The organism is Oceanospirillum linum (genome assembly GCF_001995095.2).
GTDB classification, from domain to species: Bacteria; Pseudomonadota; Gammaproteobacteria; order Pseudomonadales; family Halomonadaceae; genus Oceanospirillum; species Oceanospirillum linum.
Map to the genome: position 1 here is coordinate 63,649 of NZ_MTSD02000010.1, position 24,863 is coordinate 88,511.

Below are 24,863 nucleotides of genomic sequence, written 5' to 3' on the forward strand. Positions count from 1 at the left end.
CGATGCGAGACCATATGATGAGGGTGTCCTGGAAAGGTATTTGGCTCCGGCTACTGGCCAGTGCTTTATTTGCGGGTATGGCCCTTTGCGTTAAAAAAGCCGCCACCGAGGCTCCTGTGGGTCAGATCGTTTTCTGGTGTAGCAGCGTGGCTCTGATCCCGATTGTTTTTTATTTAGTTTATCTGAGAGTGTTTCCATTAGCGCTTAAAACCAAGAACTGGAGAGGGCATTTGGAGCGAAGCGCCTATGGTTGTTTAGCGATGTTCTTTTCTTTTATTTCTCTGGCCTATTTACCTTTGACACTGGCCAGTATCTTTGGCTTTTTGGCGCCTATGCTGGCGATTCCCATGGCAGCTTTATATCTGGGCGAGCACCCGGGAGGGCACCTGATTGCTATGGTTCTGATGGGCTTTTTTGGGGTTTTGATAACACTTTATCCGATGTTGGAGTCCCCGGAGATGAGCCAGGCGACCCTTCTGGGGAGTGCCGCCGGACTGATCATGGCGATTGTAACCGCTCTAGCCAAGGTGAAAATTAAGCAGCTGACGCAGACAGAGCACCCCGGCAGCATCGCCTTTTATTTTGCGCTGACTTGCAGTGGTGTTGGGGGGGCAACCGTTCTGGCCGGTGATGTTACGACATCATGGCAGTGGGCAGAGCTGACCACCCAGTCTGTAGTCTGGCTGCTGGGGGCCGGTTTTTTGGGTGGCCTGGCCCATGTCATCATGACTGAGGCGGTTGCCCGGGCTTCTGTTTCAACGCTGGCAGTATTCGAATACTCCGCTATTTTTTGGGCCTTGAGCCTGGATTTTATCTTTTTTGGCGATGTGCCAGGCCTTCTTTCACTGCTTGGTGTGTCTATTATCATCACGGCAGGACTAAACATCATAAGACGGCAGAATACCCGAATGAATCAGTGATACGTCATCATTATTTGGCCAGACATTGATGAATAATGCGACGGAGTAAAGGCGCTCGGCAAAGTGACCTGTCCAGCCGATGTCCAGGTTTTCTGTTGCCTGTCTGGCTCAAGAGAGATTTGTTTTCTCTTTTTGTCGGAGCGGTTGATGTCAGAGGTAACACAACCTCTCATCCTCCCATCTGTCCCTATAGGGATATGCGCCTTTGCGGCGTCTTCCTCTAAGCTGTTGCCATCTTCAGAGCAACCTCTGATTAACCCGTTTTGAACCCCAATAATCTGTTCTAAAACAATTAATCTACTCTTAACACAGTTAATTTATTCTAAACACAATGAAGTAAGGCACAGCATGACCTCTCTTTTTGATGACCTGAATCGTCGTGGCCTGATCGCTCAGACCACAAATGCAGATGAACTGAAGACCTTTCTGCAACAACCGCAAACCGTTTACTGCGGTTTTGACCCCACCGCGGGCAGCCTGCATATCGGGCACCTGGTGCCTCTGTTGATGCTGAAGCGCTTTTACGATGCGGGGCATCAGGTGATCGCCCTGGTGGGTGGTGCCACAGGTGCCATCGGTGATCCCAGTTTTAAAGCCGCTGAGCGCAGCCTGAACAGCATGACAACCGTGGATGAGTTTGCCGCGCAGCTGAGCGAGCAGATCACCACACTGATGCAGCCTCACCTCGGCCTTGATCTGAAACTGATCAACAACAAGGACTGGTTTTGGAGCATGAATATCGTGGCGTTTTTCCGCGATGTGGGCAAACACTTCTCGGTCAATGAGATGATGCGCCGTGAGTCGGTCAAACAGCGCCTGGATAGGCCGGATGTGGGAATTTCGTTTACTGAGTTTAGTTACACCCTGCTGCAGTCCTATGATTTTGTGCAGCTGAATCAGCATCATGGTGTAACGCTGCAGATCGGTGGTAACGATCAATGGGGCAATATTGTCAGTGGTATCGACCTGACCCGCCGTCTGAACCAGACAAAAGTGGATGGTCTGACCCTGCCACTGATCACCAAAAGCGACGGCACTAAATTTGGTAAAACCGAGACCGGTACTATCTGGCTGGATAGCGATAAAACCTCGCCCTACAGCTTCTACCAGTTCTGGCTGAATACCGCTGATGCAGATGTTTACCGGATGCTGGGTTACTACACCTTTTTATCCATGGATAAGATCGCAGCGATCCGTCAACAGGATGAGGCCTCCGGTCATAAGCCACAGGCACAGCAGATTCTGGCGGAGGCGATTACTGCTTTTGTGCATGGCGAAGCAGGGTTGAACAGTGCGAAGCGTATTACAGAAGCCCTTTTTGCGGGTCATGCCAAAAAAGATCAGGCACAGGCCGGGATTGCGCAGCTTAGCGAAGGGGAGCTGCAACAGTTAGAGCTGGATGGTCTGCCGTGCTATACCGTTCACCCAACCGCAGAGCTGGCGCAGGTGTTGGTGGATGCTGAGCTTGCACCATCGAAAGGTAAAGCCCGTGAACAGATACAAGCGGGTGCCATTCGTCTGAATGGCGAGCAGATGGCTCAGGATGAAACCATCGGTCAGCAATTTGCCCTGTATGACCGTTACTGGTTGCTCCAGCGCGGTAAGAAACACTTTGCGCTGCTGAAAAAGGTGTGACGTTTAACCCGCTTAAAGCGGAGGGAGGGTAACACCCGAGGCGTTTTACAGGCAGAAAAACAAAAGGGCCTCTCTTATGAGAAGCCCTTTTGTTAAAATCGTTGCAGCTTGGATCTTTCAGGTTTGGCCGAAGCGAAAGCAAAAAAGATATCAGTCCAAGTGCTTACGCCTCGGATTATAAGGACGCCTTTACCATCATGCAACCTCATAATATTCAGCAGACACATCAGGACATTTCCCTGGCACGCCTGTCCAGTTATCGGAGCTTCTTCGCAGTTGTTGATCCTGATGAGATCTACGGCATTTACTGCTGGAATGAGGCCGTGTCAGGTGCTCTATTCCGCTTGATATCGATAACAGAGATTGTAATGAGAAACCGCTTTCATCATGCCTTAAGTGCATATGCGTATCAGGCATGTTCTGTAGCGGGAGATTCTGAGTCTAATGATTGGTACAACCATATTGCACTGTCCGGAAAATCCAGAGATAAAATTTTTAAAGAAACCCATGATCGTCGGCAGGGGAAATGGCTGCCGAAGAAACGACCCCTGTCTGCAAATGATGTGGTTTCCCGGATGACTTTTGGCTTCTGGCCCAGCCTGTTGGATGCAAAACTTCCGTGGCAGGAACTGATACCTAAAATTGTACCGGGGCACCGGCATAAGCAGATGGCACACTGGAAAGTGCAGAAAAATCAGGATGCTCTTTATGCGCGGATCGATTTGGTGAATCGGCTCAGAAACCGAATCGCCCATTTTGAACCGGTATGGAAGCAAGGCGCATTGCGTGAAGAGCGCCGCCCTCGTCAGAACTTTAAACCCGGTATTGCGCAAAATGCTCCTGTGACTGTGGGGCAGGCTTTGGATCGGCTTCGGCTCTTACATGACCGTACCTGGGAACCGCTCAGGTGGTTATCACCCAGCCGTGCAAAAGATTATGAAAACAGCTATGTAAAACATCACTTTGATTGGCTCTGTTCTGCAGAAGGGCTAGCGGCATATCAGGCCTTTAAGCCGGGCACTTCATTACCGGCATCCCGGTTTAAGCGTGAACTGAACACCTTAATGAAGCATCGCAGCATGGTTCGGGTAACGAAAAATAACCGTCAGTCCGGTGTTTTCTATAACATTCTGCGCTGACAGCAGATACAAAAAACCGCCCTACATTGGGCGGCCTGTGGATGCGCGTTGTAATCTTCAGAAATTACTTCATTTCCACTTCGATCAGCACGATATCTTCGTCACTGTTGTTCAGCACGTTATGCTCGACACCCACCGGGCGGTAGTAGCATTCGCCAGCGTTCATTTCCACGGCCTTCGGGCCTTCACCGGTGTCGATATGCAGTACACAGTTCTGCATCGGCACAATCACGTAATCACGCTCATGGCGGTGCCACTGGCTTTCGCCGCCTGCGGGAAACAGAAGGTGGTTAACACAGGTGCGCTCGTTATCGATCTGTTGGGTAATCACTAAAACCGGACGTTCAGACATGAAGGTTCCCTTTTTGAATCATCTTTTAATTATCGTTGGAATGGGTCAGACAACTGACCTGTAGCGAAGATTAGCAGGGCCTGATCTGTGTTGCCGTTATGACGGATCGGCGCTGGGTTTGGTGCGAATCAATCTAAATAAATGGTTGCTTTTGATTAATTTGTACGTTGTGCTGTAAAGCGAATGAGTGAACCGAATAATTGTCATCTGCTATTCCCCGCAGGCTTTGTTATACTGCGCGCCTTCTGGGCTTTGAGCATAAAACCAACGCCCAAGAACTTAATCATGACCTGTTCGGTCTGCCACCTCTTTTTTATCAGTTGAGATCTCCGTGAACGATAGCGCCTTTTCCAGCCTTAACCTGCCTGCCGCCCAGATTCAGAACCTGAACGATATGGGATATTCCCGCATGACACCGATTCAGGCACAAAGCCTGCCGTTGGTGCTTAAGGGCAAAGACCTGATCGCCAAAGCCAAAACCGGTAGTGGTAAAACCGCCGCCTTCGGTATCGGCTTGCTGGAAAAACTCAACGTGCGTTCCTTCGCCTGTCAGTCTCTGGTGATGTGCCCAACCCGTGAACTGGCGGGGCAGGTGGCAAATGAACTGCGCAAGCTGGCGCGTTATCAGCACAATGTTAAGATTCTGACCCTGTGTGGCGGTATGCCCATTGGCCCGCAGATCGGCTCTCTGGCCCATGGCACCCATATTGTGGTGGGTACGCCGGGTCGTATTCAGGATCACCTGCGTAAAGGTACTCTGGATCTGGGACGGGTCAACACCGTGGTACTGGATGAAGCCGACCGCATGCTGGATATGGGCTTTGCTGATGCGATGGAAGCGATTCTGGAAGAGACACCGGCGAATCGTCAGACCCTGCTGTTTTCTGCCACGTATCCGGATACCATCGCCCAGATCAGCAGCCGTTATCAGAACAAACCGGCGATGGTTGAGGTGGTTGAGTCGGCTCAGGCTCCGGTGAATATCAGCCAGAAGTTCTACTCCGTAGAGCGTGCCTCCGAGAAAGAAGACCTGCTACTGCAGGTGCTGGGGCACTACCAGCCGGAACATGCGGTGATCTTCTGCAACACCAAGCAGACCTGTGCCGACCTGGCCCACGCCCTGAAAGAGCGGGACTACTACGCCCAGGCGCTGCACGGTGATATGGATCAGCGGGAGCGTGATCAGGTACTGGTGAAGTTCTCCAACCGAAGCACTCACTTACTGCTGGCTACCGATGTTGCCGCCCGTGGTTTGGATATCGACGACCTGCCGATGGTGATCAACTACGACCTGACACGGGACTCTGAAGTCCACGTACACCGTATTGGCCGAACCGGTCGCGCGGGTAAATCGGGTCTGGCGATCAGCCTGTACACTCAGAAAGAGAGCTACAAACTGGCGGATATTGCCGACCAGATGCAGACCGAGATTGAACCTTCCAGCAGCGAAGAGCTGTTCGACGGTGATATGAGCGGCCACCGGGAACCAACCATGGTGACCCTCTCCATCGACGGCGGCAAAAAGAACAAAGTTCGCCCCGGAGATCTGCTGGGCGCCCTCACCAATGAAGGCGGCATTGAAGGCAGCCAGGTGGGTAAGATCAATATCTTCGACTTTACCGCCTATGTCGCCGTGGAACGCAGCGTGGGTAAAAAAGCCCTCAACCACCTGATGAACAGCCGGATTAAAGGCCGTAAATTTAAAGTGCGCCGGGTGTAAGTGGTTACTGCCTGATGTTATTAAAGCCCGCCTAAGAGCGGGCTTTTTTGTGCCCGCATATCAGACTTAGTGCTCGGTTTACCGGTGCGGCGAAATTGGATAAGCTGCAAATTCAATACATTATGGAAACCGCGCCTGTCCTTTTTTAAGAGCACAGATGCACGGTTATTGTGACTATTCGCATGCGTGTTTAGCAGGGAAGCAGTCAGATCAGAAAACGGAATTTTCCTTTCTAATCAAAACCTTTCCTCAATTTTTGGCGGTATATTGAAACCGGCGAAATAAGCATGCCTATGATTAAAATTTTAAGCACTAGGACCATAGACTGATGATTGACGAAAGCAATCCAGCAGGCAGGCTTCACCGGATCCTTTCCGAAGTGGCTGCAAAGAATGGAGAAGGCATTTGCGTGAGGGATACGTGGGCTCCTGTTTTTGGGTGCGCCGCGAAAGACGAAGCTGCCGTCCTGCGCGGATTAGTCGAGGTTTACGGCCTGTGTGAAGAAGTAAAAAACCTGATCAGGCTTAATCCAGATTTGAACCATGATTTATACTTGGCCTCTTTCCCCAAAATCGAGAAAGCCATTCTTCCCGTTAACCTTGGACAGCAATGGAAGACGCTGAGAGGCCACCTCGACGGAGAGGTACTAGCCCGTCTTCAATTTTGTGCAGAAGCTCTTCAAGGGTTCTATTCAGAGGAATCCATCTCAGAGGAAGATCTCTCCCAAATTCAAGAAATGGTTAGTGCGCTTTACGATGCGATTACTGATAGCTCAATATCCGCAGAGCTAAAGCTGGCTCTCCTTGAGGAGCTGGATCGCATAAAGAAGGCCATTTTGCTGATAAAAATCAAGGGGGCAAAAGGGGTTAAAGAGGCGCTCCAGTCGCTTGTTGGATCTGTGGTCGCAAACCATCAAAGCCTAAAGCAGCTGCAAAATGATGAGCCTGATATTCTCAAACGGTTGGGCGGTTTGCTTGATAAGCTTGATGCTTTTACCGCTAGGGCATTAAAACTAAAAAGAATGCTAACTGGGCCGGTAAGTTACGTCCTTGAGGAAATAACCGGGCCTGATGGGGAAGAAGGATCCGCTGAGGATGTTTAACCAGGCCATGCACAGGATGCCAAAACCTCCGCTTCGCTTCGGCTTTGTCACCGGTGATGGCCACGTTCAGGCTGTAGAAAAACCTAACGGGCTCCAGTTATTGAGAACTTATCGCGCTGCTACGTTTATTTAAGCGCATTCGCTGATGAAAACCAGAAAAAACCGGGACACCCATCATTTAAATCTACAAAAGGCAGGGTGAACGCCATCCTGGCAACGGTTGGAAGTCGTTTTCAGCTAAGGCATCAACCAGACCAAAGGTGTTGATGTGTCTGGATAAAATGATGGGTGTCCTAAATGCTGGTTTTTCTACAGGCTCGTTATGTGTTTAAGAGGTTTTATGATTGATAGTCGATTGAAAAGATATTGGTTAATGGAGCTAGAGCAATCGGCTACATCTCTTGAAAAACTTTACCGTAGTAATGATTGGAATGACGATCTTGAATTCTCGGTCGAAAAATCCATTTTTTTCGGCTTCTACGCTATCCGTAAACTGAAAGAAAGCGGTTTACTTCCAAATAATGTCATAAGCTTTAACTGGAAAATTACGACGTATCCCAAAGCAGATAATCCTAAAAAAAATAAGTCCATCAATGACTACCAACTTTTTTCTGGCGGCTCAAAGCAACTTAGTTTAGAGGATTTATGTAATCAATTTGTGCATAGCAATCATTTTTCACCGTTTGTTCCTGATAATCAGGTTTGTGTAGGGTTCTTCTTTGCATCAGACCGAGAAAGTAAAAAGGAGCTGTATTATTTACAGCTTGTAAGCGTGATTAATATTTTTCTTAGCGTGGTTCATGAGAAGAGAGTGACATTGGAATTAGTACATAAAGAAGCTGAATTTTCTATCAAACTACCCAACACATAACAAACGCATTAAATCTGACGTCACACATTGTCTGATTTTTTGCTTAAAAGAAAATGACGCAAAAAGCGTCCAACATTCTTCGCAGCTTATGCACATAAAAAACCGGGACACCCATCATTTAAATCTGCAAAAGGCGGGGTGAACGCCATCCTGGCAATGGTTGGAAGTCGTTTTCAGCTAAGGCATCAACCAGACCAAAGGTGTTGATGTGTCTGGATAAAATGATGGGTGTCCTAAATGCTGGTTTCGATATGAGAACGCTAAAATGATTAGAACCGGATCAGCGAAGCTCATCAGGGATAGGGTGAATGCCCGAATAAAATCCGAATAGATGGCTGCAAACCTTTTTATGTTATCGGAAACTACTTGCCAAAATAGGGGCCTCCATAGATGTTAGTTGCCAAGAGGGTTTATGCAATATTTATTTACACCGCCAAATACACATTACGATGGTGGATTAGGTGCTTCTGCAGATCAGTTCTCAACTGCTGCTGAGACCTTAGAAAAATATGACTCTAGTACAGATGGACTATTACCCAAATCATACTTACAGCGGCATGCATTATAGTTGTGGTTTAAATCTTTTATTGTCATATTCCATAGGAAGTACGATATACCGTACGGTGATGGTTTTTCTCATGCTAGACCTGCAATTTTAGTGAATGACAACTGGAAGTTAATTTCTAATACTCATAATTTGAATGATCTATATAGTTATTTTCACAATATTTATCAAAGTAACAGATCGAAACTTCCTGAAGATATCAATTGGGATTTTCCTGATAAAATAGGAAAGCAAATTAAGTTGGTTAGTGGATCTGACCCTAAAAGCACTTATTTTAGATATCCTGTGTCCTCGAATGAAACACAAGACTTAAAAGAATCAATAGTACAAAAAGAATCCCTAGAATCGATGGCGGAAAACTCAAAAGCAAGTGGAAAACCTTTCAAAGCTTTTGTTTATGTCGACAGTGATTACAATGTACAAGAATCCTACAATTTAGATGCTTCACCTTTAACTGATATTTTGATAGCACTAAAAGAGTTAAATGACTTCTTTAAGAGAGTACATGTTGCTTTTAGAGTTAAGCTGACAAATGGCAACTAATCGGGTAGCCGGAGGTATCTAGCCTCCAGCCCCGACAACACCCTGCATGCGGATCCGCACAGGGCGTTTCGAGGGTATTCATAGTTCTGTGTCACCCATTACTTACAGACCCACGTAGCCGTCGTTCCTCTGTTGTTAACCATAGTTGACACTTAAATATATGTAATCTACAGTTAACACATGATTGAAATTCGTAAAACGGAAATATTCACAAAATGGCTTGAGGCCTTAAAAGATCTTCGCGCAAAGGCACGTATTCTTGCCCGAATTGATCGCATGGGGTTTGGTAACTTCGGCGATGTTAGTCCTGTTGGTGAGGGTATCAGTGAAATGCGTATATTTTATGGCCCAGGGTACCGCGTTTATTTTGTTCAACGTGGATCTGAGGTTGTCATCTTGCTTTCTGGAGGTGATAAAAGCACTCAATCAAAAGATATTACTAAAGCCAAAGAAATTGCTAGACAATTGGAGGATCAATTATGGCTATAAAAACGACGCGCTGGGATTCAGTTGAGTACTTGAAGACAGATGAAGATATTCAGCTTTATCTCGAGGCTTGCTTTGAAGACGGAAGTGACGACCCTGCATTTCTATTACATGCATTAGGTGTAATTGCTCGCGCAAAAAATATGAGTCAGCTTGCAAGAGACACCGGTTTAACGCGTGAGGGCTTGTATAAAGCCTTATCTCCTGAAGGTAATCCTACTTTTGCAACAGTTGCCAAAGTAACTAAAGCCCTTGGCTTTAAATTATCTGTTCAACATTCTGCCTGATATAGTTACACCTAATCGGGTAGTCGAGGGTTTCTAGCCCTCAGCCCCCACAACACCCTGCATGCGGCTCCGCACAGAAAAAACCGGGACATCCATAATTTACCTGCTGCAAAATTATCTATCTTTTAGGCAAGGCGGAAGCCATTGGCTATTCCAAATCCCCTGCCAAAACTCCAAGGTTTTTAGAGAGAATAGCCGGAGCAGCTATCGGGGCTCAGGTGTTTCGTCTGAGCCCCTCTGAGCTTACTTAGAGTTCGTGGTTTACCACTTCATTTCACCCGTGTGTACTTTGGAGCCCAGTTCAAGGGCGATACCCAGGCCTGCATTTGGGTAAAGGCTCTGCATACTGGCTTTAACATCGTCACTGCTATCGGCTTTTTTTACTGCCTGACGGAACTGGCTCAGGTAGGTTTTGGAGTAGTGAATGCTGCTGGTGTCGAGTTTGGTGTTTGTCGCCATGTGACCGGGAATTACCACTTTCGGATTCAGGGAAAGCATGGCACCCAGTTGGGTGTTCCAGCCGTTCAGGTGTTCCTCAGTTTGAGTGTCCGCTGTCCAGAGATGCAGACCGCCAAAAACGGCGATATCACCCAGAATCGCTTTGTTGTCCTCAATCCACAGATAAGGTCTGTGTGCTAATACACCGTCGGTGCCTCGAATCTCGATGGTGTGTCCATCCAACGTCAGTGTCTTGCCTTGGTAAGCATCTGGCAATACAGGTTGTTGAGGGGCGTTAGTCCCCAGTTTTGGCCCCCAGAAATCAACTTTACCGGCCATTTTCTTTTTGATGATGTCACGAACGGCCGGTGTGGTAATGACTCGGGCATCCGGGAAGAGCTGTTTCAGTGTTTCTGCACCGAAGTAGAAATCAGGGTCGGCCTGACTGATAAAAATGGTTTTCAGTGGTTTTCCACTGTCATAGACCTTGGCGGCGATACGCAGTGCATCGGATTTAGTGAAGCCGGTATCCACCAGAAGGGCTTCAGTCTCACCGACAATCAGTGTGGCGTTAACGTGAAAGCTCTGGGGACCAGCATTATAAACGTCGAATGTTAATGGCAGGTTATCTGCAAGCACGTTGCCACTCAATAAAGACAGGCTTGCCGTGGCCAGAAGAGTAGCTGCGGTGCTAAGAGTGCGTTTTTTCATGATCGGCTCCGTTTTGGTTCGGTTGCTGTTGGGATCTAGGACTTAGGATGGGTAATCCCTGCCCTGATTGATGAGGGAGATTTTGCCGATTGATTGTTTAATGAAAAATACCTAATAATGATCATGATTGTTTCGTATTCTGAACTAATAAGAGGCGCTAATGGATCGTATCACTGCAGCCAGAGTCTTTGTTGATCTGGCTTACTCCGGTAGCTTTACCCGAACCGCTGACCGGCTTGAGATGTCCCGGCCTATGGTGAGTCGTCATCTGGAGGCGATGGAGACCTGGTTACAGGCACGTTTGTTTCATCGCACGACACGTAAGATCTCACTGACAACGGCAGGAGAGCAGTGTCTGGCTGAGGTAGAGCAGTGGCTATTACAGGCAGATCGGTTGGAGCAGATGAATATCGCGTCCTACGAACCGTCCGGACAGATCCGGCTGGCTACCAGTATGTCCTTTGGCTTTTCTCAGCTGGTGCCGGCTTTAAATGGTTTTATGGCGCAGTACCCTAAGGTGTCCGTTGACCTGGAGTTGCAGGACAGCGTGACCGACCTGACCGCTGAGCGCATTGATCTGGCGTTACGCTTTGCCAGTAACCCGGACCCATCCCTGATTGGTAAGCCGATTGGGGTTTGTAAGTCGGTATTGGTAGCTTCCCCTGAATATCTTGAAAAGAGAGGTGTGCCGCTAACACCGGAGGATCTGGCGGAACATGATTGTCTTGGGTATCGCAATTTTGGCCGCCATGCCTGGCACCTGACCCACAAGAAACTGGGGGCGCGAGCTGTGGATCTGCACTGTCGACTGACGGCCAACGAAGTGACTGCACTGATGGCCGCGGCTAAGCAAGGAATGGGGGTTGCCATGCAACCGATCTACCTGGCAGAGGATGCATTGGCTCGGGGTGAGCTGGTAGAGGTCTTGCCGGAATGGCAGCTTCAGGAGCTGCAGATCTACGTGCTGTATAATTCGCGCAAGCATCAGTCTGGTGCAGTACGGGCGTTGATCGATTATCTGGAGCAATGGTTTAAACAGCAGTCCTGGTGAGAACCCCGGCATTTTTATTTGTGCTAACAAACCGGGACACCCAAATATCCTTTTAATGCCAACACTGGTTAGTGGTATCACGGCTGCTGCAACGCTAGCGGTTGTCAGTAAAGCGGAGGAAATCATTGTGGAAACTTAAATCATTAATCATACTTTATGGCGCTCGATTGATGGTTTTCAGAGCGGGTCTGCCTGGACGACAGGTGAAGTGAACGTATTGATAGGAAGTTACCATGGCTCGATTTTTAACCCTTGTTTTCTTTATCGCACTTACCGGCTGTACCAAAGACCCCGTACCCCAGGCTGAATTCCAACAGAGCACGTTTGCGGAGTATGTTGAGCAAACTCAAGCATGGATTCGTGCTAACCGTCGCTTTATATCAGACCAATCTGAACAAGAAGTATTGTTAAACAGCCCTTTTGAACGCAAGCCTGATCAGCCATCGAATAAAGCGGTGCTTTTGGTGCATGGGCTTAGTGATTCGCCGTACTCCTTTAACGATCTTGCGGATAGCCTGGTTGAAAAAGGCTATGTTGTGCGCACTATTTTACTGGCAGGGCATGGCACTAAGCCTGAGGATCTGATGAACCCTAAGCTTGATGACTGGGTTTCTGCGGTTCACCATCACACCCGGTTACTGGCCGCTGAGTATGACGACGTTTGGTTAGGGGGTTACTCCACTGGCGCAAACCTTGTCACCAGTGAGGCGCTTGAGAACCCGGAAGTTGATGGCTTATTACTGTTTGCACCTGCATTTAAGGCTAAAAGTAAGATGGTCGCTTTGGCTCCGTGGGCAAAGTATTTTGTTGATTGGGCGGATCAGGATTTAGAAGAAAACCTGGTAAAGTATGATTCTTTAGCGATGAATGGCGCAGGTGTTTTTTATCAAACATCAGAGCGGGTGATGGCGCTTCTGGACGAGCATACCTTGACGATACCGGTTTTTATGGCAGTAAGTGAAGCGGATAGCGTGGTGGATATTCCGCTGGTGACTGAGCTTTATAAAACCCGCTTTAATGGCCCTAAAATGCTGACATGGTTTGGTGAAACCCCATCTGACTCAACATTAAAGCCGATCCTAAGGTCTATGCGGTTGCCGGAATACCGTATCAGCAATGGTTCCCATATGAGCCTGCTGTTTAGCCCCCAAAACCCACTTTATGGGATTAACGGGCTTCAGCGGCAATGCAATAACGGCCAAGAGGATGAGGCCGAGCTAAGTTGTCGTCAGGGTACTGACGTTTGGTATTCCGCCTGGGGTTATCGGGAAAAAGGCAAGATACACGCCCGGCTAACATGGAATCCTTATTACGATGAAACGGTGCAGGATATCCTTGGCTTTATGGAGCGTTAGCCTTCCAGCCGTGATCAATGTTAGCACTGGCTGGCATGGCTAACTAATTAAAAGCGGTTAGGCGTTAAAGCCTTCAATGCTACAATGCGCGACTTTAATTTTCCTGTTGGTGTTTGGTTATGAGTTTTGCCTCTCTTAGTTTGCATTCAGATTTACTCGCGGTTTTAGCATCCCTTAACTATCAAACGCCGACACCGATTCAACTGGAAGCGATCCCGGATGTTCTTGCCGGGCACGATGTGCTGGCCGGTGCGCAAACCGGCACCGGTAAAACAGCGGCCTTTGCTTTGCCGGTGATCCACCGTTACCTGATCCAAAACGCCGAAAATGACCAAAAAGCGATCCGTACTCTGGTACTGACACCAACCCGCGAGCTGGCTCAGCAGGTTCACCAGAGCTTTGTGAAATACAGCGAAGGTTTAGGCTTCAGCTCTGTGGTCGCCTACGGCGGTGCCAGCATTAACCCGCAGATTGATGCGCTGAATAAAGGCTGCGATGTGCTGGTGGCAACCCCCGGTCGTTTGCTGGAGCTGGCGATGAAGGAGCTGATTGATCTCAGCGCTATCGAAACGCTGGTGCTGGATGAAGCCGACCGTATGCTGGATATGGGCTTTATCAACGATATTAACCGCATCCTGAAACGCCTGCCGGAGTCCCGCCAGACGCTGTTTTTCTCCGCCACCTTTAATGATGAGGTTTTTGCCCTCAGCAAAACCATCCTTAAGAACCCTAAGCTGATTGAAGTGGCTGAGCGTAACGCTACGGCGGCCAAAATCGAGCAGCTGTTTTACGAGGTGGACACCAAACGCAAAGCCGCGATGCTGGCCTATCTGATCGGTTCCAAAAACTGGCAACAGGTGCTGATCTTTACCCGTACCAAACAGGCGGTGGATGAGCTGGTGAAAGAGATAGCCAAAGACGGCATTAAAGCTGCGGGGGTACACGGTGATAAGTCCCAGGGGGCCCGTGACCGGGGACTGGAAGAGTTTAAAACCGGAAAAGTGCGGGCGCTGGTGGCAACCGATGTGGCGGCACGGGGACTGGACATTAAAGAGCTGCAGACCGTGGTTAACTTTGAGCTGCCCTACAGTGCTGAAGATTATATCCATCGTATTGGCCGCACCGGTCGTGCCGGACAGGAAGGTATCGCCGTATCTCTGATCTCCCATAAAGAGAAATACCTGTTTGAGGAGGTGAAAAAACTCACCGGTGAAGCGTTTATGATGCAGTGGTTTCCGGGTTTTGAGCCAGACTTTATGGCCCAGGAAGAGGAGGAGCGCGGTAAACGCAAACCCTCTAAAAAAGCCCAGCTTGCCAGGGCGTTAGGGAAAGGTAAGGGCGGTAATGCAAGGGGAAATAGCCGACGTCGCCGCTAGTTAAGCAAGGAGAGCTTCCGTTGGGGGGCAGGCAGGGTTCCGGCTTAATAAAAAATAAAAAGCAAAATAAAAAGGACATCCACACTTTTCGTTTGGCCGTAATATACGGGCTTCCACCGCCCTTTGCAGAGTGACCGCAACGGTCGCTCTGCCGGTGAGTCGGCCTCTTCTGAACACCATTCTTTTGTTTACTCAATGGCGACCATCTGAGCCGTTATCTTCAGCCATGATCTTTGGTCTGGTTTTTAACGCACTTTGACATGATGGCCATCATGTGGTTTTCTTGCATGATGGTTGTCATGTGAAATGGACGGGCATGCGAAATGGACAAGCATGTGAAATGGTCAAAAGAGGGTTGATACGATGTCTGTCAGGGCAGAGATGAAGCAGGCTTCACGGGAAAAAATTCTTGATGCCGCAGGAAAACAGATGCGGGTAGAAGGCTTAAGTGGTGCTGGTGTTGCCTCGGTTATGTCGGAGGCGGGGTTAACCCATGGGGCTTTCTACTCTCATTTTAAAAACAAGGACGACATGCTGTGTCAGGCACTGAATCATGCCTTAAAGGACAACCGTAGTCGCTGGCTGGGGCAGCCGAAAAAAGAAAGCTGGGCCCAGCGTCTGTCTCGTTTGGCAAAACGCTATCTCACCGGAGCCCACAGAGGTGATCTGGCCGACAGTTGTGCCCTGGCTTCTCTTTGCACTGAGGCGGGTAAGGGCTCAGATCGTTTTAAGGCTTATTACGAGCAGGAGCTTATAGAGACCCTTGATCAGTTATGTGGGGGCTCTTTTGCTCAGGCGGATGCGGATAAACAGCAGGAAGCGCTGGCGTTTATGTCCATGATGATCGGCTCTATCGCCCTGTCGCGGGCGGTTGTTTCAGAACAACTATCCGATCAGCTATTGCAAGCGGGAACCGACCTGGCGGGGCGCTTAGCGGATCAGGATTAACCGGAGAAGAGAAATGAAAAATAAAAACAAGACGTTACTATTGATGATAAAAGGGGTGTCGGATGAATAATGCACTGATCTATGCGGTCTGTATGCTGATTGCCGGTATTGGGATTCCAACCATGGCTATGCTCAATGGCGGCCTTGGCGGTAAGTTAATGAGTTCCACTCTGGCGACAGCGATCTCTCTGGCGGTGGGCTTTACTGCAGCGGTGATCTACCTGTTGGCGACGGAGGGAATGCCAACGCAGTTATTCCAGTCTGATACGCCTTTCTATTTTTATCTGGGAGGTTTTTGTGTCGCTTTTTATATCATCAGTGTTACCTGGATTGCGCCGCGCTTTGGTATCTCCAATGCGATCGCTTTTGCGCTGTTAGGTCAGTTGATTTCGATGAGTGCCATCGATCATTTTGGTCTGCTGGGGGCGCAGCAATACGGCCTGACGACACAACGAATGGTTGGTCTTGCGTTTATGGCGGCGGGTGTTTTTATGGTGCTGGACAAGGTTAAACCTGCTGCCATTCAGTAGCTGGCTTTTTCAGCCGGTCTTATGGGCGTTGTGGCCCATGATTGGGGGCCCGCGTCATCGTACCTGACCGGGCAATTCCTGAACTAAAAACGCCCGATGAGGTGCCTCGGGCGCTGTAAAAAGCGCTAATCGATACCGGAGCCCCGCAGATGAGATAGGTTTCTGCTCATGCTGTTACCGTGACTTTTTTCGTTTAGCCTCCTGCGTTATCCCGTTATCCCGTTATCCCGTTATCCCGTTATCCGGTCAGATCGCTGAACACTGAGTATTAGCAGCAGTTTCATCTATTGACATATGGAAAAACACATATATTATATTTCACATATGTTTTATAAGAGATATGAGCATGCATCCTTTGCAGTTTTTCAAATGCTTATCTGATGATACGAGGCTGAAGTCGATCCTGATTATCAGTGAGCTCAAGGAAGTTTGTGTCTGTGATCTGATGGCAGGGCTTGAACTTGATCAGCCTAAGGTATCACGGCACCTGGCGGCGTTACGTAAGTGCAATATTCTGCGTGATGAACGCCGGGGAAAGTGGGTTTATTACAGTCTTCATGAAGATCTGCCTGAGTGGGCCAGGCAGGTTATCAGGCAAACAGCTGAAGAGAATCAAATCTACTTTTCAGAAGCACTCAAAAAACTGATGGCATCCAAACAGAATGATTTAACCTGTTAAGGCTAACTGACCATGAATATTTTATATATCTGCACACACAACCGTTGCAGAAGTATTTTGTCTGAAGCGATTACAAACCAGATTGCAGGTGGGCGTATTACCGCCAAAAGTGCCGGCAGCCAGCCGTCTGGGGAGGTTCATCCCTTATCTATTCAATATCTGAAAGAAGCGGGTATTTCTGTCAGCGGCTTACAAAGTCAGTCCTGGGATGATCTGGAGGCGTTTAAGCCTGATCTTGTGGTTACGGTTTGCGATTCAGCGGCCCGAGAGGCGTGTCCTGTTTGGTTCGGTGATGCCGTTAAAGTGCACTGGGGCCTGGCTGATCCTTCCCGGGTGGAAGGCCGTGATGAGGAAAAGGCGACGGCATTTCGCGCTTGTATCGCTGAAATAACAGCGCGGGTGAATAAGCTGCTTCTGTTGGCGGATAAAGGCCTCACAGGGGAGGCTCTTAAAGCTGGACTTATTGATTTGGGGGCAGAGTAAACGATGGTTCAGGATCACACATTACCTAATATTGATGAGTCAAAGATTGACATACCAACCTTCGAGAAGTGTCAGCGGCCACCTGCTGAGCACGCCCCCCCGGATTTTGTTGCTTTATGGTTCTCTGCGTGAGCGTTCATTTAGCCGGTTAGTTATTGAAGAATCTGCTCGCCTGCTAACCCGAATGGGTGCTGAAGTGAGGATTTTTAATCCTGAGGGGCTTCCCCAAACAGATACAGAAGATCGTTCCCACCCTAAGGTTCAGGAGTTGATCGAACTGATGATGTGGTCTGAAGGCCAGGTCTGGTGCTCGCCTGAACGACATGGAGCGATGACCAGTATCTTTAAGAGTCAGATTGACTGGGTGCCTTTGAATATTGGCGGTATACGCCCTACACAGGGGAAAACACTGGCGGTGATGCAGGTTTGCGGTGGCTCCCAGTCCTTTAACGTTGTTAATCAGTTGCGTGTGCTTGGACGCTGGATGCGTATGGTCACTATTCCCAATCAATCCAGTGTTGCTAAGGCATTTCTTGAGTTTGATGACAACGACAGAATGAAGCCTTCTCCTTATTACAACCGCATTGTGGATGTGATGGAGGAGCTGATGAAATTTACATTATTGCTGCGGAATAATAAGGATTATTTTGTGGACAGATATTCGGAGCGCGTTGAATCTGCTGAGGTTTTGAGCCAGCGGGTTAACCAGCGTTCTATATAGGGAGGTAGCATGGGTTTATTTGAGCGTTATCTATCGCTGTGGGTTGGGATCGCAATTGTTGTCGGTATTGCGTTGGGTAGTGTCGTACCGGATGCTTTTGCTGTTATTGCCAGTGTGGAGTATGCGCATGTCAATCTGGTGATTGCTCTTCTCATCTGGCTCATGATCTATCCGATGATGGTGCAAATTGATTTCTCTTCACTGAAAGATGTTGGCAAAAAGCCAAAAGGGCTGGTACTTACACTGGTTATTAACTGGTTAATAAAGCCCTTTACCATGGCACTGTTAGGCTGGTTGTTTTTTAAAGGGATTTTTGCTGACTGGGTCGATCCGGAAACGGCAACAGAATACATTGCCGGCATGATTCTGCTGGGGGTGGCACCCTGTACGGCAATGGTGTTTGTCTGGAGCCAGCTCACCAAGGGGGATGCGAATTATACTCTGGTGCAGGTTTCTATCAATGACGTCATTATGATTTTTGCATTTGCGCCAATCGCAGGTGTTTTACTCGGGGTATCGGATATACATGTGCCCTGGGATACACTGCTGCTTTCGGTTGTTTTATATGTTCTGATTCCACTTGTCGCCGGTGCAATAACCCGGAAGAAACTTGATAAAGCGGATGATCACTCCCACCTGAACCGTTTTCTGGCAACGATGAAGCCCTGGTCAATCGTCGGTTTACTGGCGACGGTGATTCTGTTGTTTGGTTTTCAGTCTGAAACCATCTTGCAAAAGCCGCAGGCGATTGTGCTGATTGCGATTCCGCTGTTAATTCAGACCTACGGTATTTTTGCGATTGCCTATTTTATGGCAAAGAAAATGAAGTTGCCCCACAATGTTGCGGCTCCGGCCTGCATGATAGGGACTTCTAACTTCTTTGAACTGGCGGTGGCGGTGGCTATTTCCTTGTTTGGTTTACACTCCGGTGCTGCACTTGCAACGGTTGTTGGCGTGTTGGTTGAGGTGCCGGTAATGCTGTCGCTGGTCTGGTTCGCTAACAGAACCCGGCACTGGTTTGCCTAGCGGCCGGTAGTATTCATCAGAGGCGGGCAGACTGATACGGTTAAGCCGAACGCTCAGTCTGCCACCACGGTTCCGATAAACTGAAATCTGCTTTAAACTCCTTTCCATAACAAAATCCCTATGCGCTCTGTGCGCAACTTTCTGATGGAAATAGGTTAAGTATGATTCAATCATTTAATCCCCCTGTTCGCACTTTGATGGGCCCTGGCCCGTCTGATATCGCGCCGCGTGTTTTAGCCGCGATGTCCCGTCCAACCATCGGGCACCTTGATCCGGCGTTCATTCAGATGATGGATGAGATTAAGCAGATGCTCCAGTACGCTTTCCAGACCAAAAACGAACTAACCATGCCGGTTTCAGCACCGGGGTCTGCGGGTATGGAAACCTGTTTCGTCAATCTGGTTGAGCCGGGTGATAAGGTGATTGTCTGCCAGAACGGTGTTTTTGGCGGCCGTATGAAAGAGAACGTCGAGCGCTGTGGCGGTGTTGCGGTCATGGTGGAGGATGATTGGGGTACTGCGGTCAGCGTCGATAAAGTTCAGGCCGCGCTGGAACAAAACCCGGATGCGAAGGTGTTGGCTTTCGTTCATGCAGAAACCTCTACCGGTGCCATCAGTGATGCCAAAGCCCTCTGTGCGCTGGCCCGTGAGCATGATTGCCTGACGATTGTAGATGCCGTGACCTCTCTGGGTGGTTCTGAACTGCGTGTGGACGAGTGGGGCATTGATGCCATTTACTCCGGTACGCAGAAGTGTCTGTCCTGCCCGCCGGGTATCTCTCCGGTCAGCTTTAGCGAGCGCGCGGTAGAAGCGGTTAAAGCCCGTAAAACGTCTGTACCCAGCTGGTTTTTGGATACCAATCTGGTGATGGGTTATTGGGGTGCCGGTGCTAAGCGTGCTTATCACCATACCGCACCGGTGAACGCGCTTTATGCCCTGCATGAAGGTCTGGTAATGCTGCAGGACGAAGGGCTGGAAAACGCCTGGGCCCGCCATGATAAACATCATCAGGCGCTGCGTGCCGGTCTTGAGGCGATGGGGCTGAAATTCCTGGTCGCGGAAGGCGAGCGCCTGCCGCAGCTGAACTCTGTCTTTATCCCGGAAGGTGTGGATGATGCGGCCCTGCGTACCACACTGCTGAACGATTACAGTCTGGAGATCGGTGCGGGTCTGGGTGCCTTTGCCGGAAAGGTATGGCGTATCGGCCTGATGGGCGCGGCCTGCACCCAGCGTAATGTTATGTTCTGCCTGATGGCTCTGGAAAACACTCTGCTTGCCCAAGGCATTTCTCTGGAAGCCGGTAAAGCGGGTCAGGCTGCACTGGCGGTTTATCAGTAACCGCTTTTACAAAAAGTCGTTTAAAACCCGATGATTGTCATCGGGTTTTTGGGTTTTTTCCGTATAAACCGGGCTATTTTAGGCTGCCCAATAGCCTGAGGTTGCGGTCTTAGTCTTTTGGTAGCCCGGCTTGGTTTTCAGGTATCGGTTGATCGCTTTCATTTGGCCACTTTCTGTTGCGACAAAAATTGATGGTTCCCCGCTTTGCCATGGCAGCGTTTCAAGGTGCTCAAGAAGTGCATTTCTGGATAGGTCATTATTGATGACCCAGCTCAGGCTGACGCCTTCAGGTACTGATATAGCTTGTTTATCCGCAATATCGGGGATTTGCAATAATGCGTGACCGATAGCATCTGCCGGTAACTTTTCCAGAATAGCTGCAACCGCCGGTAACCCGGTCAGATCCGCCATCAAAAGATGCCAGTCTGCATTGTAGTCGGGGTATTTTGGGCTTCCGGGGCCGGCAACCCCCAGATAATCACCGGGCTGAGCATTTTTTGCCCAGTTTGTTGCCAGCCCTTCATGGTCGTTAACCGCGAAGTCTACTGTCAGCTCTTTTTTCTGGTGATCAAAGGCCCGAACTGTGTAGGAGCGCATCCACTTTTTGAAGCCAGGATAGAGGCCTAATCGAGGTTTATGTTCCCCTGGTTTTGGGAAAATAGCTTTAAAATGGGCGCTTTCGTAATCGGTGGGAAAGTCACTTAATTCATTGCCATGGAGTACAACCCGGCGCATATGCGGCCCGAGGGACTCTGTGCGTATAACCTGTGTCATTCTCATTTTCTTCATAAGTGATGTCCTCTAGGTTAGCTCGCCAGGAATTGTGCAAGTTTGGGTTTCAGGTACAGTGACATGATCAGCGCCATGCATAACCCGAAGGGAAGTGCGGCGGCAAAGGACTGGAGCCATGCGGCTGCAAAAGCATCGCTGTCTGAAAACCCAACGATATTAGCTGTTGTACTAACGGCCATAATTGACTCCATTACCAGAGCCATGGCTACCCCGGTAACCAGCTGCCGGTGATGTGTTTTATGATGGGGTAGTAAAGACTCAACCCATTTACTGATCAGGGAGATCAATACAAAGCTGGCTGGGATAACAAACAGTACCGTAATAGCGAACGAGGATAGCCAGTACTGGATGAAGTTCTCTGAAAGCCCGGTATTCATATAGGTCATGATGCCCGTTAATGTTCCACCCACGATGAGTATAAGAGAGGCAAGGACCGCTATTTTTTGGTACAAAGGCCTTTTTTCAGGCGATGTGTTCACTGCTGTATTTTCCATCGTTGGTGTTCCTGTTTTGATTTGGTTGATTTAGTCAACTATATTTAATTAGGTTGACTATGTCAACTATATATACCTGAGGTTTATATGAAGGCGAGTGTTATCGAGTCGACGTTTCATTTAGCGCATGCCATAAAACAGCGGCTCAGTTGTCAGCTTGAAGCGAATGAAATGGATATTGCCCCTATGCATGTTCGGGTTTTGAACGTGATAGGTCGGCAGACACCCTGTACGGCGATTGATATTGCAACGCTTTTTAAACGTGATAAGGCGCAGATTACCCGCCTTGTAAAACCTTTGATTGAACAGGGGCTGGTTCAGAAAGAACCCAACCCGGAGGATAAGCGGAGTCAGTTTCTTGTGTTGACGCCTGAGGGCATCGCATTGCAGGAAAGTTTGGATTCATTCGCCCAGCAGATGCAAAAAGAGGTGACTGAGGGCGTTGATGCAGACGACCTGGCAACTTTTCTGCGGGTTGCAGAACAGATCACTGCAAATTTTTCGAAACGGGCGTCTGAGGGCTGAGTGTTCCCGATCAGGTTTATTGTGTTGTTATTAAACGCATGGATGCACCTGTTTATTTATTTTTATGGCGTGTATCACCACAAGAGCCTAAGCTCTTTCTGATCCTTGATCGCTTCCCTTAACCGCCTCTGCAGGTCTTGCCTTGTAGCGGCGGTTTTTCTGTTGTGTGCTTTGATCTTTCCCGGACGTTAGAGCCTGCGTTTGATGTCCTTTTCCATTTTCTGCTGTGTGGTGTTGTCGATGAAAGCGATCCGCTCTCCTTTCTTCTGGGTCAGTTTTGCTATGTGTGCCGGTGTGATGAGTACCGCGCTGATCAGTCCTTTGTATGGCATCTATAAAAGTGAGTGGTTGCTTCAGGCCAGTGATATTTCGGTCATCTATGTGGTCTATATGGCCGGTGCCTTGTCTGCTCTGCTTTTTCTGGGGCAGCTGTCTGACCGGATCGGTTTTCGCCGGGTGATGCAGTTGTCACTGGTGCTGGTTTTTCTGGGTACGGGGTTAACCATGCTGGCCTGGGATACCCTAAGCCTTAATCTGGCCCGTTTTATTGTCGGCGTCGCTTCCAGCCTGATGACAACGTCTGCTTCTGTAGGATTGCGTCAATTGGCAACCGGTGCTCACCCGAGTCGTGCAGCCTCCATGAGCAGCGTGCTGATCGCCTTTGGTTTTGGTCTTGGGCCTCTTGTTGGCGGAGTTATTGGCCAGTGGTTGCCCAACCCTTTGATCACAGCTTACTTACCTACTATGGCCCTGTCTGCGATCGGATTTTTTGCTCTGCAGCGTCTTGACCTTCCGCCCCATGACAGGGTTGTGATCCCCGGTAAACCAGCCAGCCGGGCCTGGTTGCCAAAGTTGATCTGGTCGGAGCGGGAGCACTCACTGGCATTTATTCTGACCAATGCTTGTGCTTTTCTGGCCTTTGGCGTATTTGGTCTTTATGCCTCCATGTCGCCCTTATTTCTGGAACAGATGATCGATTGGAAAGGGCCTTTTATCAGCGGGATCTCCATTGCCGTGATTCTGTTTCTGTCCTCTGCTGCACAGTTGATGACGCGCCGCCTGCCGCTTCATTGGTGCGGCACCTTTGGTCTGCTGGCACTGGCTCTATGCTGCGGGCTGCTATTGCTGAATCTGGATCAGAAATCACCATGGATTCTGGCGGCAGGATTACTGATTACGGCATTCGGCCATGGTATGACTCTGCTATCGGGTATCAATATGGTTGGCCGTATTGCCCAGCCCCATAATCATGCCGGTTTACTCTCTACTTATCTGGTACTGGGCTATATTGGCAGCATGCTACCGGTGTTGGGTGTGGGTTGGATTGCGGATCACTGGGGGCTGCATCTTGCCGTCAGTATCTTTTGTTATGGTGTTATTGCGCTGGCTGTTTTGACGGCGATGATGTTTTTTCGCCACCCCCATATGCAGCGGGTGAGTTAGAGGTTTTTTGCTGCAACGTGGGCGTACTGATTTTGCCTGTATTTTGTACCTGCGGCGCGCTTTTATCCTGGGCAGAGGCGCTTTTATCCTGGGTAGAGATGCTTGAATGGCTGGGCAAGTTTGCTGAATATCAGCAAATGCCTTGTTTAATCACACCTGTTACCACAAAATGACATGATAATCATTTTCATTTGGTGGTTTTATGAGTTTGAGTCAAAAATCCGTCAACACCTTGGATAAAGCTGCTCGTCATCCTGTTTTTGATGACTTTCAGCATTTCATCGATCAATTACAGGATATGTCGAATCAGTGCTCTGCAGATCTGACGGCGGATGATATTTGTCATTTTTCCAGTGACCGTAAGCAACTCTCGATGTCATTAAAGCAGCCTTTTGGTAAGGGGCGTATGGAGTTGCTGCAGTTACCCAGTGGTTTTTCTATTGGTCGCAGCGACTATTTCCTTAACTATCCGTTGCAGAGTCACTACCGTTATCTGTCTGATCAGCTTGGGTTTGGGCTGATGTTAAGCGGTAGTTTCGGCTTGGCTGTGCCTGAACTGCATCTGTCTGATCAGGTGGAAGCCGGTGAGATCTGGGTGCGAAAAGGGCAGGCAGAAGATATTTGTGCCACTCAGTTTTCAGGCAAGAGAGTGTGTGGTGTCAGTCTGGATCTTTCAGCTCAAATGCTGGAGGTGTGGCGGGAGGAGGCTCCCTGCAGGCTTAAAAAATCCCTGGGTCGTCATTCTACGGCACCAGATTGTTTTCGCTATGGGGTTGTAACGGCAGAAATACGGAAGCTGGCGATGAAGATGCTGGCCTGCCCGACCACATCGCTCTGCTCCCGGCTGGAGTACGAATCTTTAGGGTTGAGTCTTCTGGCATGGCTACTGAACCCCGGTGAAAAGGGTTCCGGGATGACCGCTGTTGAGAAGCGCCATGCCCGGCAAAAACGCCTGATCAGTCAGGCGATAGAGATTCTGCATGAGGAGTGGCGAACACCGCCGACCATCCATGAACTGGCCTGCAGGGTCGGTATGAATGAGTGCTATCTTAAATCGGGCTTCAAAGAGGTGACCGGTTTAACCATAGAGGCCTATGTCCGCAGCCTGCGTATGGAACAAGCCAGATTACTGATGTCTACCCAAGGTTATACCGTTCAACAGGCGGCCTTGGAAGTCGGGTTTTCCAATCAGAGCCACTTCTCCTCTGCGTTTAGTGAGCATTTTGGTTATCGCCCCTCACAGATTACACGTAAAAAAACCTTGTCATTTTCCTGATTCGGGTTTTCTTTTTTCCAAATAGAGCAGTAATACAATCACAAATGAGACATATTCT

25 protein-coding genes and 1 pseudogene are annotated in these 24,863 nt (G+C 49.0%); 22 read left to right on the forward strand and 4 right to left on the reverse strand.

Annotated elements, in window-relative coordinates:
* Window positions 1–14: 14 nt before the first annotated feature.
* The 3 genes from BTA35_RS15765 (at window position 15) to BTA35_RS15775 (ending at window position 3,694) form a co-directional block, all read left to right on the forward strand.
* A complete protein-coding gene (locus BTA35_RS15765) occupies window positions 15–920 on the forward strand; it encodes a DMT family transporter (RefSeq protein WP_202931284.1) in 906 nt (301 codons plus the stop codon).
* Window positions 921–1,268: 348 nt separating this feature from the next.
* A complete protein-coding gene (tyrS, locus tag BTA35_RS15770) occupies window positions 1,269–2,555 on the forward strand; it encodes a tyrosine--tRNA ligase (RefSeq protein ID WP_078320777.1) in 1,287 nt (428 codons plus the stop codon).
* A gap of 197 nt (window positions 2,556–2,752) precedes the next feature.
* On the forward strand, window positions 2,753–3,694 hold the full coding sequence (locus BTA35_RS15775; protein ID WP_139363681.1) for an Abi family protein: 942 nt from the start codon (window positions 2,753–2,755) through the stop codon (window positions 3,692–3,694).
* A gap of 64 nt (window positions 3,695–3,758) precedes the next feature.
* Here BTA35_RS15775 and BTA35_RS15780 read toward each other — a convergent pair whose 3' ends face one another.
* The gene (locus BTA35_RS15780) at window positions 3,759–4,046 is read right to left on the reverse strand and encodes a cupin domain-containing protein (RefSeq protein WP_078320779.1); all 288 of its coding nucleotides are present in this window, start codon (window positions 4,044–4,046) and stop codon (window positions 3,759–3,761) included.
* A gap of 331 nt (window positions 4,047–4,377) precedes the next feature.
* Here BTA35_RS15780 and dbpA point away from each other — a divergent pair, with 331 nt between their 5' ends.
* From dbpA to BTA35_RS15810, 6 genes are all read left to right on the forward strand, one after another.
* Window positions 4,378–5,766, forward strand: coding sequence for an ATP-dependent RNA helicase DbpA (gene dbpA / locus BTA35_RS15785; protein WP_078320780.1), 1,389 nt, complete (start codon window positions 4,378–4,380; stop codon window positions 5,764–5,766).
* A gap of 328 nt (window positions 5,767–6,094) precedes the next feature.
* Window positions 6,095–6,868: a hypothetical protein gene (locus tag BTA35_RS15790; RefSeq protein WP_078320781.1), complete on the forward strand. Its 774-nt coding sequence runs from the start codon at window positions 6,095–6,097 to the stop codon at window positions 6,866–6,868.
* A 340-nt stretch (window positions 6,869–7,208) separates the two neighbouring features.
* Window positions 7,209–7,739, forward strand: a complete 531-nt coding sequence (locus BTA35_RS15795; protein ID WP_139363682.1) for a hypothetical protein — start codon at window positions 7,209–7,211, stop codon at window positions 7,737–7,739.
* A gap of 658 nt (window positions 7,740–8,397) precedes the next feature.
* Window positions 8,398–8,847 (forward strand): hypothetical protein, encoded by a 450-nt coding sequence (locus BTA35_RS15800; RefSeq protein WP_146060014.1) that lies wholly within the window; start codon window positions 8,398–8,400, stop codon window positions 8,845–8,847.
* A gap of 180 nt (window positions 8,848–9,027) precedes the next feature.
* Window positions 9,028–9,336 (forward strand): type II toxin-antitoxin system RelE/ParE family toxin, encoded by a 309-nt coding sequence (locus tag BTA35_RS15805; RefSeq protein ID WP_078320784.1) that lies wholly within the window; start codon window positions 9,028–9,030, stop codon window positions 9,334–9,336.
* Complete coding sequence (locus tag BTA35_RS15810) at window positions 9,327–9,620, forward strand: addiction module antidote protein (RefSeq protein ID WP_078320785.1); 294 nt, start codon at window positions 9,327–9,329, stop codon at window positions 9,618–9,620. The genes BTA35_RS15805 and BTA35_RS15810 overlap by 10 nt, the downstream gene beginning before the upstream one ends.
* A gap of 261 nt (window positions 9,621–9,881) precedes the next feature.
* On the opposite strand, the gene BTA35_RS15815 is transcribed toward BTA35_RS15810, so the two are convergent.
* A complete protein-coding gene (locus BTA35_RS15815) occupies window positions 9,882–10,769 on the reverse strand; it encodes an MBL fold metallo-hydrolase (protein WP_078320786.1) in 888 nt (295 codons plus the stop codon).
* Between the two features lie 160 nt (window positions 10,770–10,929).
* Here BTA35_RS15815 and BTA35_RS15820 point away from each other — a divergent pair, with 160 nt between their 5' ends.
* The 10 genes and pseudogenes from BTA35_RS15820 (at window position 10,930) to BTA35_RS15865 (ending at window position 20,275) form a co-directional block, all read left to right on the forward strand.
* Complete coding sequence (locus BTA35_RS15820; protein WP_078320787.1) at window positions 10,930–11,820, forward strand: LysR family transcriptional regulator; 891 nt, start codon at window positions 10,930–10,932, stop codon at window positions 11,818–11,820.
* A gap of 233 nt (window positions 11,821–12,053) precedes the next feature.
* The gene (locus BTA35_RS15825) at window positions 12,054–13,175 is read left to right on the forward strand and encodes an alpha/beta hydrolase (protein WP_078320788.1); all 1,122 of its coding nucleotides are present in this window, start codon (window positions 12,054–12,056) and stop codon (window positions 13,173–13,175) included.
* A 119-nt stretch (window positions 13,176–13,294) separates the two neighbouring features.
* Window positions 13,295–14,551 (forward strand): DEAD/DEAH box helicase, encoded by a 1,257-nt coding sequence (locus tag BTA35_RS15830; protein WP_078320789.1) that lies wholly within the window; start codon window positions 13,295–13,297, stop codon window positions 14,549–14,551.
* Window positions 14,552–14,914: 363 nt separating this feature from the next.
* Window positions 14,915–15,499 carry a TetR/AcrR family transcriptional regulator gene (locus BTA35_RS15835; RefSeq protein ID WP_078320790.1) on the forward strand — a complete coding sequence of 195 codons (585 nt, stop codon included), beginning with the start codon at window positions 14,915–14,917 and terminating at the stop codon, window positions 15,497–15,499.
* 62 nt (window positions 15,500–15,561) lie between these two features.
* The gene (locus BTA35_RS15840; RefSeq protein ID WP_078320791.1) at window positions 15,562–16,029 is read left to right on the forward strand and encodes a DMT family transporter; all 468 of its coding nucleotides are present in this window, start codon (window positions 15,562–15,564) and stop codon (window positions 16,027–16,029) included.
* 346 nt (window positions 16,030–16,375) lie between these two features.
* A complete protein-coding gene (locus tag BTA35_RS15845) occupies window positions 16,376–16,708 on the forward strand; it encodes a metalloregulator ArsR/SmtB family transcription factor (RefSeq protein ID WP_202931285.1) in 333 nt (110 codons plus the stop codon).
* Between the two features lie 12 nt (window positions 16,709–16,720).
* On the forward strand, window positions 16,721–17,191 hold the full coding sequence (locus BTA35_RS15850) for an arsenate reductase ArsC (RefSeq protein ID WP_078320793.1): 471 nt from the start codon (window positions 16,721–16,723) through the stop codon (window positions 17,189–17,191).
* Window positions 17,192–17,194: 3 nt separating this feature from the next.
* Window positions 17,195–17,912 (forward strand): annotated as a pseudogene (gene arsH, locus BTA35_RS15855) (arsenical resistance protein ArsH).
* A 9-nt stretch (window positions 17,913–17,921) separates the two neighbouring features.
* The gene (gene arsB / locus BTA35_RS15860; RefSeq protein ID WP_078320794.1) at window positions 17,922–18,938 is read left to right on the forward strand and encodes an ACR3 family arsenite efflux transporter; all 1,017 of its coding nucleotides are present in this window, start codon (window positions 17,922–17,924) and stop codon (window positions 18,936–18,938) included.
* 161 nt (window positions 18,939–19,099) lie between these two features.
* Window positions 19,100–20,275 (forward strand): pyridoxal-phosphate-dependent aminotransferase family protein, encoded by a 1,176-nt coding sequence (locus tag BTA35_RS15865; protein ID WP_078320795.1) that lies wholly within the window; start codon window positions 19,100–19,102, stop codon window positions 20,273–20,275.
* A gap of 78 nt (window positions 20,276–20,353) precedes the next feature.
* Here the strand turns inward: BTA35_RS15865 and BTA35_RS15870 are convergent, their stop codons facing one another.
* A complete protein-coding gene (locus tag BTA35_RS15870) occupies window positions 20,354–21,049 on the reverse strand; it encodes a siderophore-interacting protein (RefSeq protein WP_161489880.1) in 696 nt (231 codons plus the stop codon).
* A gap of 32 nt (window positions 21,050–21,081) precedes the next feature.
* Entirely contained in the window at window positions 21,082–21,561 is a 480-nt protein-coding gene (locus tag BTA35_RS15875; RefSeq protein ID WP_078320797.1) for a DUF2798 domain-containing protein, read from the reverse strand.
* Window positions 21,562–21,648: 87 nt separating this feature from the next.
* Here BTA35_RS15875 and BTA35_RS15880 point away from each other — a divergent pair, with 87 nt between their 5' ends.
* The 3 genes from BTA35_RS15880 to BTA35_RS15890 all read left to right on the forward strand — a co-directional run bounded on the left by BTA35_RS15880 (window position 21,649) and on the right by BTA35_RS15890 (window position 24,805).
* On the forward strand, window positions 21,649–22,086 hold the full coding sequence (locus BTA35_RS15880; RefSeq protein ID WP_078320798.1) for a MarR family winged helix-turn-helix transcriptional regulator: 438 nt from the start codon (window positions 21,649–21,651) through the stop codon (window positions 22,084–22,086).
* A gap of 204 nt (window positions 22,087–22,290) precedes the next feature.
* Entirely contained in the window at window positions 22,291–23,529 is a 1,239-nt protein-coding gene (locus BTA35_RS15885) for an MFS transporter (protein WP_202931286.1), read from the forward strand.
* 202 nt (window positions 23,530–23,731) lie between these two features.
* Window positions 23,732–24,805, forward strand: coding sequence for a helix-turn-helix transcriptional regulator (locus BTA35_RS15890; RefSeq protein WP_078320800.1), 1,074 nt, complete (start codon window positions 23,732–23,734; stop codon window positions 24,803–24,805).
* Window positions 24,806–24,863 lie beyond the last annotated feature (58 nt).